The organism is uncultured Clostridium sp. (assembly GCF_947036855.1).
Taxonomy (GTDB): domain Bacteria; phylum Bacillota; class Clostridia; order Clostridiales; family Clostridiaceae; genus Sarcina.
In genome coordinates, this window is record NZ_CAMQRY010000075.1 from 1 (window position 1) to 12,566 (window position 12,566).

The 12,566-nt window shown below is 28.0% G+C and carries 10 protein-coding genes and 1 pseudogene; 6 read left to right on the plus strand and 5 right to left on the minus strand.

Translation table 11 applies throughout. From position 1 onward, the window contains the following. Positions 1-56: 56 nt before the first annotated feature. The 6 genes and pseudogenes from Q0V15_RS08635 to Q0V15_RS08660 all read left to right on the plus strand — a co-directional run. Positions 57-497: pseudogene (locus Q0V15_RS08635) on the plus strand (cupin domain-containing protein); the annotation flags it as partial. Positions 498-664: 167 nt separating this feature from the next. Beyond that, entirely contained in the window at positions 665-1,468 is an 804-nt protein-coding gene (locus tag Q0V15_RS08640; protein WP_297438015.1) for an MBL fold metallo-hydrolase, read from the plus strand. Between the two features lie 254 nt (positions 1,469-1,722). Then, entirely contained in the window at positions 1,723-2,472 is a 750-nt protein-coding gene (locus Q0V15_RS08645; protein ID WP_297438017.1) for a GDSL-type esterase/lipase family protein, read from the plus strand. Positions 2,473-2,484: 12 nt separating this feature from the next. Then, positions 2,485-2,955, plus strand: a complete 471-nt coding sequence (locus tag Q0V15_RS08650; protein WP_297438020.1) for a DUF4358 domain-containing protein — start codon at positions 2,485-2,487, stop codon at positions 2,953-2,955. Further along, complete coding sequence (locus Q0V15_RS08655; protein ID WP_297438032.1) at positions 2,956-4,350, plus strand: MBOAT family protein; 1,395 nt, start codon at positions 2,956-2,958, stop codon at positions 4,348-4,350. A gap of 12 nt (positions 4,351-4,362) precedes the next feature. Continuing rightward, positions 4,363-5,493: a DHHW family protein gene (locus tag Q0V15_RS08660; RefSeq protein WP_297438034.1), complete on the plus strand. Its 1,131-nt coding sequence runs from the start codon at positions 4,363-4,365 to the stop codon at positions 5,491-5,493. Positions 5,494-5,544: 51 nt separating this feature from the next. Here Q0V15_RS08660 and Q0V15_RS08665 read toward each other — a convergent pair whose 3' ends face one another. The 5 genes from Q0V15_RS08665 to Q0V15_RS08685 form a co-directional block, all read right to left on the minus strand. Further along, positions 5,545-6,990 (minus strand): MDR family MFS transporter, encoded by a 1,446-nt coding sequence (locus Q0V15_RS08665; protein ID WP_297438036.1) that lies wholly within the window; start codon positions 6,988-6,990, stop codon positions 5,545-5,547. Positions 6,991-7,112: 122 nt separating this feature from the next. Beyond that, entirely contained in the window at positions 7,113-9,209 is a 2,097-nt protein-coding gene (locus Q0V15_RS08670) for an SPFH domain-containing protein (RefSeq protein WP_297438038.1), read from the minus strand. A 150-nt stretch (positions 9,210-9,359) separates the two neighbouring features. Beyond that, positions 9,360-10,037: a hypothetical protein gene (locus Q0V15_RS08675; RefSeq protein ID WP_297438040.1), complete on the minus strand. Its 678-nt coding sequence runs from the start codon at positions 10,035-10,037 to the stop codon at positions 9,360-9,362. After that, a complete protein-coding gene (locus Q0V15_RS08680; RefSeq protein ID WP_297438042.1) occupies positions 10,034-10,921 on the minus strand; it encodes an ATP-binding cassette domain-containing protein in 888 nt (295 codons plus the stop codon). Before Q0V15_RS08680 ends, Q0V15_RS08675 begins: the two co-directional genes overlap by 4 nt. Positions 10,922-10,947: 26 nt before the next feature. After that, complete coding sequence (locus tag Q0V15_RS08685; protein ID WP_297438044.1) at positions 10,948-12,489, minus strand: hypothetical protein; 1,542 nt, start codon at positions 12,487-12,489, stop codon at positions 10,948-10,950. Positions 12,490-12,566: the final 77 nt, after the last annotated feature.

Consider the following 12,566-nt stretch of genomic DNA (forward strand, 5'->3'; position numbering starts at 1 on the left):
TGGGTATTTTTATTTCATATAAAAAATCATAAAAATTCTTTTTTCAGTGGCCTCGCTTTTATAAACCAAGCTTTTTGTCAGAGCAAATTATAACAACTGATAGTTTAAATACAGATATTACAGGTAAAAGAAATCTTTGGACTAATATATATTTTTTACTAAGAGATGGTGAAGTCTCACACTTCCACAGATTAAAATCAGATGAAATGTGGTACTACCATGCTGGTAATTCACTTACTATATATATGATAAGTCCTACTGGAGAGCTAATCACTAAACAACTTGGACTTGATATGGCAAATGGAGAAAGTCCTCAAGTACTTGTTCCTAAAAATTATATATTTGGTTCAGCTATGAATAATAAAGGCTTCTCTCTTGTAGGATGTATGGTTTCACCAGGATTTGAATTCTCTGACTTTGAACTATTTGAAAGAAATTTCCTTTTAGCTACCTATCCAGCACATAAAGAGATAATCACAAGATTAACACTTTTATAAAAATTTCTTAAAACATTTTTTATTATTCTAATTTTATAAAAGATTTAAGTCTTTACTTACAATTTTTTATAACTTACTACTCATTTTAAATTTATCACTTTAAAATGAGTATTTTAAATATGCTATAATTATGTAAAAAGAAATTTAACTTATAGGAGTAATGAATTATGGAGAAACTAACTATACTTGGGACTGGCTCTGCCATGGTTACTAAGTGCTACAATACATGCTTTACACTTTCAGATAATAATGAACATTTTCTTATAGATGCTGGTGGTGGAAATAATATTCTTGTAAATTTAGAAAAATCTAATATTAAAATAAATAACATTAAACATATGTTTATATCACATACTCATAGCGACCATATACTTGGTGCACCTTGGGTTATAAGAGCTATTGCAACTTCAATAGCTAAAAAATCATATGATGGTAACTTTACTGTATATGGTGAACAATCAGTTCTTAAAGCAATTAAAACTATTTGTAACATAGTTCTTAAAAAGAAATTCTTAGATATGTTTAATAATGAAATTATATTTAAAGAAGTAACAAATGATATGACTTTAAATATACTTGGAAGAAAAACTACTTTCTTTGATATAGGTAGTACAAAGCTTTTACAATATGGATTTAAAACTGAGCTTTTAAATGGAAAGACTTTAACATTCCTTGGAGATGAGTATTATAGAGAGTCTGAATTTAAATATGCAAGTAATGTAGATTATCTATTACATGAAGCTTTTTGCTTATATTCTGAAAAAGATATATTTAAACCTTATGAAAAACATCATGCCACAGCACTTGATGCCTGTGAAAATGCTAAAACTGTAAATGCTAAAACAGTTATTTTATATCATACAGAAGATAAAGATTTAGCTAATAGAAAAGAACGTTACATTAATGAAGGACAAGCTAAATTTGATGGTATTATTTTAGTTCCAGATGATTTAGAAATTATAAATCTATAAAACACAAAAAATTACTCATGCTTTGTGCATGAGTAATTTTTTTTATTCTTCTACCATTCTTAAACTTTCTAATCTTTTAATATTTTTTAATTCCTAAATTTTTATTACTTATATTATTTTTATCATTTTATATTTTCCTTATTAATAAACTATAAAGATAAATATATTTACCATTAAAGTTTCTATTTTCTTTTTAAAAGCAAATAGTCTACTAAATTTTAATTGTAAATCCTACTTTTATAAGGAGAACTTAAATGGATTTTTATAATAAAAAAACAATTTTTATAATAGGCATATTAGTTATTGCTGTAAGTTTTAATTTAGCTTATATTGCAGTTTCTAACACTCATATTTCTGATGATGTAAAAACTACTGATTTAGATACTGTAAAAAAACAAAACTCAAATGATTTAGCAGATGTTGAAAATGAAATTAAAAATATTCGTTCTACTTTTAATACAGAAGAACTAAGCACTCTTAACTTTAAAGATATTTTTTCAAGCACTGTTATTATAGGTGATTCTCAGGTTGAGGGACTTGCTGTTTATGATATTTTAAATAAATCTTCTGTTATCGCTAAAATGGGAACTAATATTAATAAAACTACAAATTCTAGCATAACTATATTAAAGGATTTATCTCCTAGTTCTGTTATTACTTTATTTGGAATGAATGATATTTTAATATATCAAGATAATATTGATTTATTTATAACAGACTATAAAAAACTTATAACTGCAATACAAAAGCAAGTTCCAAATTCTAAAATTATAATTAATGGAGTTATGCCTGTTTCAGAGCATGTTTATAAAAATAGGACTATATACACTAAGATTCCTGATTATAATAAGGCACTTAAAAAAATGTGTAAAGACCTTGATATTACTTTTGTTGATTCATCTCATGTAGTTTTAAACAATCCACAGCTTGTTGGACCTGATGGAATGCATTTTGCTCCTGACTTTTATAGACATTGGCTTAATTTACTCAAAGAATACATTTAAGGAGGGCTTAAATTGATAAAAAAATTTACTCTAGCAATTATATTTTTATTTTCCTTATCTTTTTTAGGATGTTCTGCAAATCATACTATCAATTTTAACTCTTTAGAGTTATCTCTTGATGATAATACTTCTGATGAAAACTTAAAAAAAGGAGATTCTAAATCACTTAAAAGATTTTTTGGATTAAAAGGCTCAGATTTTTCTGACTTTTTAATCTATACTCCTACTAATACTATGGATGTTAATGAAATTCTTGTTTTAAAACTTAATGACACCTCAAATATAGATGCAATAAAAGATATTATAGAAAATCGTGTTGATAAACAAATTGAAACCTTTGGTTCTTATGGGCCAGAGCAATGTGAACTTTTAGAAGATTACACTCTTAAAATAAAAGGTAATTATATATTTTACTGTGTTTCAAATAATAGTGATGATATATATGAAATATTTAAAACAGCTTTAAAGGGTGGTGATAAGTAAATGGTTTTTAGTAGTATAATTTTTCTATTTACTTTTCTACCTATAACACTTGGCTTATATTATATTTCACCAAAAAAGCTTAAAAATCTTGTTCTTCTTTTGATGAGCCTTTTTTTCTATGCATTTGGTGAGCCTATTTATATTTTTCTTATGCTTTTTACAACTATCTTTGATTATTTTATGGGTATACTTTTAGATAAATATAGCAATGATTCAAAAAAAGCTAAATGGATTTTAATTTTTACTATCTCTATCAATATTTTAATACTTGGATTTTTTAAATATTATGGCTTTTTAATTGATATCATAAATACTGTTTTTTCACTTGATATTATAGCTATAAATTTACCTCTTCCAATTGGAATATCATTTTATACTTTCCAAACTCTTTCTTATATCATAGATGTTTATCTAAAAAAAGTGGGAGTTCAAAAAAATATCATATCATTCTCTTTATATGTAACTATGTTCCCTCAGCTTGTTGCTGGTCCTATTGTTAGATATAAGGATGTTAATGATGAATTATCTGATAGAAAAGAAAGTCTTTCACTCTTTGGTGAAGGCTCTCAAAGATTTATCTTAGGGCTTGGTAAAAAAGTATTACTTGCTAATAACATAGGCTTTCTTTGGACAACCATATCTAGTACAAGCCTTTCTGAAATTTCAGTTCTTACAGCTTGGATTGGTATTATAGCATTCACATTTCAAATATATTTTGACTTCTCTGCCTACTCTGATATGGCAATAGGACTTGGAAAAATGTTTGGCTTTAATTTCATAGAAAACTTCAACTATCCATATACATCAAAAAGTATAACTGAATTTTGGAGGAGATGGCATATATCACTAGGCTCTTGGTTTAGGGAATATATCTATATCCCTCTTGGTGGTAATAGATGTTCACTACTTAAACAAAGCAGAAATTTATTTATTGTTTGGCTTATAACAGGACTATGGCATGGTGCAAGTTTCAACTTTATAGTTTGGGGACTTTACTACGGACTTATATTATTTATAGAAAAAATGTTTTTAAAAGATATCTTAGATAAACTTCCAAGTTTTCTATCACACTTTTATACAATGTTTTTTATTATAATAGGTTGGGTTTTCTTTGCATCTCCTGATATGACTTATGCACTAGACTATATTAAATTATTATTCTCTGCTGGAAGTCTTGGGCTTTTTGATATGTCAGCCTTTTATTACTTATCAAACTATTTGATAATTTTTGTTGTACTTATAGTATTATGTACTCCTCTACCATATAAGTTCTTTAAAAAACTTATTGATAGACAAAATATACTTCCTATTATAGCTAATGTACTTGTACTCTTTTTTTCAATATCATATCTAGTTACAGAAACTTATAATCCATTTCTGTACTTTAGATTTTAGGAGGTTATGATAATGAATGATTCTTACTACAAAAAAATCGCAATAATTTTTATAACTTCAATAGTTGCTTTTGTTGCACTTAACTTTATTATAAGTGACAAAGATTTCTCTAATTCTGAAAATAGAGTTTTAACTAAAAAGCCAAAATTCACAGTTGAAAGGCTCTTTGATGGTAGATACTTTAAAAAGTATGAGAAATATAAGACTGACCAATTTGTTGGACGAGATTTATTTATAGGGGTTAAAGCAACATCTGACCTTGTACTTGGTAAAAAAAATTCAAATGATGTTTTCTATGCAAATAATGGCTACCTTATAGAAGATTTTAAACCATCAAATGAGGATATAAAAAACAATATAGATGCTATAAATACTTTTGCTACCAAATTTAAAGATACAAATATTTATACCACTATAATTCCAACTGCTATAAATATTTATGATGATAAACTTCCAGACCTTGTAGATTCTAGTAAACAAGAAACTTATATTAATGAGTTTTATAAAAAACTTAATAAAAATATAAAAACTATACCTTTAACAGACATATTTAATAAAAATTCAAGTGAAAGTTTATTTTATAGGACAGACCACCACTATACAAGCCTTAGTGCTTATACAACATACCTTGAAATTAAAAAAACTTTAAATTTGAAAGAAGATATAAAATTTAAGCCCTATACAGTAAGTAATTCTTTTAATGGTACACTGGCATCAAAAAGTGGCTTTAGAACAAGTCTTACTGATTCAATTGAAATATATCTTCCAGACAACTCTGATATCAAAACATCTGTAAACTACTTAGAATCTCAAAAAAAATCTGCTTCATTATATAACTTTGATAAGCTTGATACAAAAGATAAGTATGGGATATTTCTTGATGGAAATCATCCTATAATAGATATTAATACAACTGTTATTAATAATAAAAAACTATTAATTCTAAAAGATTCATATGCAAATAGTCTTATACCATTTTTAGTGCATCACTATAATAAAATAACTGTTGTTGACCCAAGATATTACTATGGAGACCTTCATAAACTTATAAATGATAACAAATTTGATGATACTCTTATCCTATATAATGCTAATACATTTTTTAGTGATAATTCTCTTTCTTCAGTTTTGAATAATGAATAACAAAAAAACTCTTATGATTTAAAATTAAAATCATAAGAGTTTTTCTATATATTAATCTGTAACTTTTATTTCTTTCTTCTTAACTGCAAAGATTGCAATTATAAGTCCTATAACTCCAAGAACTCCTGCTACTCCAAAACTTACATTCATTCCATGAATTAAAGCTTTTTCTGGGTTTATAATTCCTGAATTCTGTGCAACCTTAGTCATTGTTGTTATAAGTATTGAAGTACCTATTGCCCCTGCAATTTGTCTCATTGTATTATTTACAGCATTACCATGTGAATATAATTCTCTTTTCAGAGTATTAAGTCCAGATGTTGTAAGTGGCATAAGGAACATTCCAAGACCAAATAATCTAGCTGCATACATAATCATAATATAAAACTCACTTGTATTTGTTGTTAAAAATGCAAATGCAAATGTTCCAACTGTAAATATTACAAGTCCTATTAAAGATAGTATTCTTGCTCCATATTTATCAAATAAAATCCCTGTAATAGGATTCATAATTCCCATCACAATAGCCCCTGGCATAAGGACAAGACCTGCAACAAGTGCTGTATCTCCTCTACCACTTTGTAGGTACATTGGTATCATAAGTTCTGAAGATATAAGCCCTGCATATACTATCATTGCTATTATTGTTGAGAAAGTAAATACTCTACTCTTAAATACTCTAAGATTAAGCATTGGAGATTTCATTGTAAGTTGTCTCCAAACAAATATCACAAGTGCTACAACTCCAATTATTATTGGGATATATACATTTTGGTTTGTAAATCCATCATTACCAGCATTACTTGTTCCAAGTAAAAGTCCACCAAATCCTAATATTGATGTAATAACTGATAAAATATCAAGTGAAGTTTTCTTATTATCAGTAACATTCTTCAATAAGAAAAATCCAAGTATTAAATCAATTATAGCAATTGGTAATGTTACATAAAATAAATATCTCCAAGGATGACTATTTATAATCCATCCTGAAAGTGTAGGTCCAATAGCTGGTGCAAATGCAATAACTACTCCTACTATTCCCATAGCAAACCCTCTTTTTTCAATTGGGAAAATTATAAGGAATACTGTTTGCATAAGTGGCATTACTATTCCTGAACCTGCTGCCTGAATAAGTCTTGCTGCTAAAAGAACATCAAAACTATGAGCAGTTGCTCCAAGTATTGTCCCCGCTGTAAATAGTCCCATAGATATAAAGAATAATGTTCTTGTTTTAAATTTATCAATAAAGAATGCTGTGAAAGGTATCATTATACCAAGCACCAACATATATCCTGTACTTAACCACTGTGCTGTTGAAACACTTATTTTAAGTTCTGTCATTATATCTGGAATTGCAACATTCATAAATGTACTATTTAAAAATGCAACAAATGCACCTAGTAAAAATACTCCTGCAATAACCATAGAATTATATTGTTTTTTATTATTTCCCTTACTTATAGACCCTGTCATATAATCACCCATTTCTTTCTTCATTTGTTTTGTACTTAATAGTTTCTTAAGAAAACCAGTAAGTACTCATTAATTAGATTATATATCACAAAAGTTTTTTAGTCAAACTTTATTAACACTTTATTCTTATTTTTCATATAACTTTCTTATTTAATTTCTGAATTTATACCTTTTTCTTTCTCACTTTCATCATTTAATTTTTTGTATATTTCTTCCCTCATATGCTTTGAAAACTCTGACTCATCTGCTCCACTGCCTTCTTTAAAATCTATCCCCATTTTTTCTGATAAAAGAATTGCTAGAAGGCTTTCCATAGCATTTGTAGCTCCACCACTTCCATCAGTTGAACCCATAGTTACAACATTGTTTGGAACTATATTAATACTTCCTTCTTTTATTGCATCTGTGAATTTACTCATTACATCTTGCACTACCTGATAGCGTGGTCCACCATAAGCATTCACCTGTTCTCGAATTCCAATAGCTTTTGATATACCGTTTCTAGCTACCATATCAGCCTCAGCTTCTCCAAGCTTTTTGATTCTATAAGCTTCTGCCTCTGCAAGTGCTTTTTGTCTTTGTGCATCTTGTTTCGCTTTTTCTAGCTCTGCCTTACCAATATTATTTTGAACTCTAATATTAATTTCTGATTTTGTAAGTTCTGATTGTTGCTCTGCTTTAGCTTCAAAATCTTTAAGTTCTTTTTCCTTCTCACTAGCTTTCATTTTTGAATTATAAGTTTCAATTTTTTCCTTAGCAAGTTGTCTTTCACTAAGCTGTCTTAAAATCTCTTCAATTTTTGCATCTCCATCTGGTGATGGTGTTCCTATGAGAACCTCTTCAAGTTCTAAATTATAATTTTCAAACTTATGCTTCATTTCATCTGTTGCTATTTTCTGAATTTCTGAACGATTTTGTATAAGCTCAATCAAAGTCATTTTCTGACCTATATTTTTAAAATAAGATGAAACCATAGGATCAAGAGTTTGCTCAACAAGTCTTTTAATATCTCCAAATCTTTGTATAACAAGTGGAGCTTTCTTATAATCTATGTGTAAAACCACTGATAATGGAAGTGTTGGTTCAAAAGCATCAAGAGTTATAAGTGTTACCTCTTTTAAATTCTCATCATACTTATGCCCACCAACTTCTGCTTTAAGCCATTTTAATATAATATTTGTAGTTGGAACCTGTGTAAGAATCCCAGCAGATAAATTATATGAGTACTTACCAGGTTTTAATGGAACTTGCCAAATCCCTTTGCACCCTTCCTCAACAAGCTCTCCATGAGTATAAGAAGTTCCTGACACATCTATTCCTTTCATACCAACGAAAGATGTAACAACCCCTGCAAATCCAACTGGTACAATAGTTTTTGGAATAATCTCTATTGTAGCAAATAGTCTATTTATAAAATAAGTACCATCACTTATAACTTGATATTGTTTTCCTCTATATCCACCAGCAAGTAAAAACGCCTCTGGATTTTGAAAATTATTATGATACTTTTTAAGTTCTTTTGGACTCTCTCCAACAACTGGTGCAATAATCTCTCCATTTGGAAGAGATGGTCCATCTTGAATTGTAACAATTCCCATTGGGTCATCTATCACAACACCTGATGTATTCTTAGTTCTATTTTTTATAACAAGAGGTCTAAATCCATCCTTAGCTCTTAAATCATCTGCCATATTTTTTATTTGTTCTATTTCAAGCTTATTTCCTATATTAACAAAATAATTATTAGCCTCTGTCAAAACAATAAAAATACTAAGATTAAAAGCGTAAGTTCCTTCTCTGAGAATTGCTCTTTGAGGTCCTTTTTGTCCTCCATTTGCAAGAAATGCTCTAGTATCTTGATAGTTACTACATTCTACAATCTTACCAAGCGTTTGTGTACTATCAAGTGCTATTCCATCTCTTGAGAAAACATATCCCATTTGTCCCTGTGGAATTGTAACAAGTGGAGTTTTAGTAACTCTATAAAGGAAACCAGGCTTTAAATGTATACCTGTCCTAAGTACATCAGGTTGAAAACCAGCCTCTCCATTTGTAGCTATAAATTTCCCATCCTTAAGATTCCCCTTAGGTGACCACCACTTCTCAACTATCCCAACTTCATTAGTTCCAATAATTCTAAGCCCAAGCACCTTAAAAATAATAAGATAAAATGCTATAAGCCCAACTATAATTGAACCTGCTGTTGTAAGAAAACTACCTTCTGTTAAAAAACTAATATCCAAAAAATTATCCCCCTTCAAACTTATTTAATATATAGTCTAAATATATTCTCACGCTTTCTTTTTATAATCAAAACTTATAACATCTTTCTTAAAATTCAAAATAGCCATATCATATTTTAATCTAAGACTAAATTTGATATGGCTACATCCCTAATTTTTCTTTTTAACTATATATGCAATGAATATAACTGATAAAACTATAAAAAATAATCTATTTAAAAGAAATACTTCTTGTGTATAAACACTTCTCTGACTGTAACTAACAAATAAATTTACTGGATTTGTATAAGTTCCCTCACTTCCAATTTCCTGAAAAATATAGAATGTGCAAAAACCTCCTGCTACAAATATATTCTTAGAAACTTTTAATATAAAAAGTGGTAGCATACTTAAAAATATAGTATTACTATAACTCCTTATAAATAGACCTATAACACTTAAATCCAACTTTACGCCCTCTTTAAAAATATGATATTCTGCATTTTTACTTGCAAAAACACTAACTACTGTTAATCCTAAAAATATAATAAGGCTAATACCTAAAAATCTTAAAATTCTTATAAGTAAAACTTTGTTATATTTTTTCTTGTTATAAATCATCACCATATTATGAATTTCTTCTGTGCAATCATCTTTAAATATAAATATGGCTGTTATCGCAAATATACAAGGAAGTATTATTTCTATATACATAAATATATCACTTGGATGTAAGTATCCTCCCTTTGTTAGTGTCAATATAAAAAGTGAGGCTATCCCTGCTGTAAATCCTACTTTAACTTTTTTATCTATAATCTTTAAACTTATATCATTTAAAAACCCATTCATATTCTATTACCAGTTATAGACTTTTTACCTTTAGCTATACAACATATATAAGCATCTTCTAGTGTTGCACTATTATTTATTGCCTCTTCATCATACCCCTCATTTGAAATATACTTTACCACATACTTATCATCTTCATTTCTAAAGCTTAAAACTTCATATCTACTATTTATCATGTCAAACTCTTCTCTTGCAACAATACTTGTCCAAATATTTTTCTTATATCTTTCTATAAGATTTTTTGAACTCCCTGAATATCTAATCTCACCTTTATTTAAAATAAATAAATTATTAGAGCAAAACTCAATATCTTCAACTATATGCGTTGAAATTATAACAATTTTATCAATACTGATTTTAGATAGAATATTTCTAAATTGATTTCTCTGTTGTGGGTCAAGCCCTACTGTTGGTTCATCAATTATTATAAGTTTTGAATCTCCTACAAGTGCCTGTGCAATCCCAAGTCTTCTAAGAACTCCACCTGAATATGAATTTATCTTCCTATCTATAAACTCTTCTAAATTCACAAGACTTATAATTCCACCTATATGTTCCTTCCTATTTATCTTTAAACCTTTAACATCATAAATGAAATTTAAAAACTCTTTCCCAGTAACATTCTTATATGCCTCAAACTTTTGTGGAAGATATCCTATATAGCTTCTAATTTTCTCTGTATTTTCATAGTCTATTCCATTAAAATTAATATTCCCTGACTCTTTTTCAAGAAGAGTAACAAGTATTTTCATAAGCGTACTTTTTCCTGCTCCATTTGGTCCAAGTAGTGCTATAATTCCATTACTAGCCTCTAATGATATATTTTTAAGTGCCTTAAAATCTCCATATGAAAAATCTAAATCTTCTACTATAAGCTTATTCAATCCAATTCCCCCTAACATCTATTTTTTTAGCCTACCACTATTAATCCATCTATAATTTTCACTTCCGAAGAATGTACAAGTCTATTTGAAGGTAAAATTAAAATTTCTTTTCGCTCCTTAATTTCCTTCATCTGTGAATAAGTAATCTTTTCATTTTTAATAAATTCATCAATTTTTTTAAGGTCATATTCTAAGAAATAATTATCAACTTCAGTTAAAATCTTATAACCTTCCTGCTCTACGCTTTCTATATTAGCATCAATAATTATTAACTCTTCTGCTCTCCCCTTTAAGATACCCTGATTATTTTCAAAATTACTTACAACTCCATTTCTTCCATTTAAATCAACATTAAAATCTATCTTATTTGAATTATTCCCTCTAGGATACCAAGCAACAATATTACTAGCAAAATCTATCTTTGATGAATTAACTACCATCACAGGATAGCCAAGGTCATCTTCTATTGTTACTCTACCTGCATAAGTTATTTCTACATTTTTCTTTTCACCATTTTTTATAGGCATATTAAGACTTAAAATATTTTCTTTGTGTGTAAAATCAATCTCTTTACCATCATATTTAACATTTTTAACCTCAAATAAATTATCTAACACAAAATCTGTATTCTTTGTATCTTCCCCTAAGTTTTCAAAGCTCATATTAACTTTATTATTAACTTTATATCCAATATCAAGATTCATATCATAACTTAGAATTTCTATATCACCCTCATAATTTGAATAAACACTCTCTTCATCTATATCAGCACTATACGCATAAATATCAAATGTAGATGCTGAAACCCCTACAAGTCCAAGCACTATAAAACTTGTAACTATACTAGCTACGCTCATAATCTTTTTATTTTTCTTTTCAAGAATTACATATGTCATATAAATAATGAAAGCTAGAATAATAATCATAATAATTTTATCAAGTATGTATCTTATATCATGATTAAAACCTAGATAGTTACTAGTTGAAATGAACTCCTTATCCTCCTGTATATTAAACCCATGAAACAGCACCTTTAAAAACTTATTTCCACCAGCTAAAATATTAGTAAATGGTGATGTTATATAGAAAACCCCTATCATAAATACAAGCCTTTTAATATTACTCTTAACTAAAACACATACTACTGCTGTAAAAACTGAAATAGCTATAACAGAAAAGGCATATACCAAAACAAACTCAATCATTCCATTCATCAAAAGTTGTCTATTACTTTTAAAGCCTGATGCAAGTGTTATAAAAAATGGAATTATAAGAATTAGAAATCCAAGTTTTACACTAGCTAAAATAACTGAAAGTGCATAATGAAACTTATTACTCATAAGATGCTCTATCTCATTTTCATCATTTCGCAGTGCAAATAAAACTGTAATAATCATAGTTGCAATAATTGCTAAAAGTGAAAATTCCTGTGCACTTATAAACTCTATAAACTCTGTATTTGCATACCTTACAACCATAAAATACAAAGTTGCTATAAATCCTAATATTAAAATACAACTTCTATATAATCTTTTAAAAATAAAATTTGAAACCCCTATTATATTCATAGTACCCCCTTAAAGCCTTTTATAAATTTATTATACCGTTATAAAATATCCTTATGTAAAATGACTGTAAGACTTAT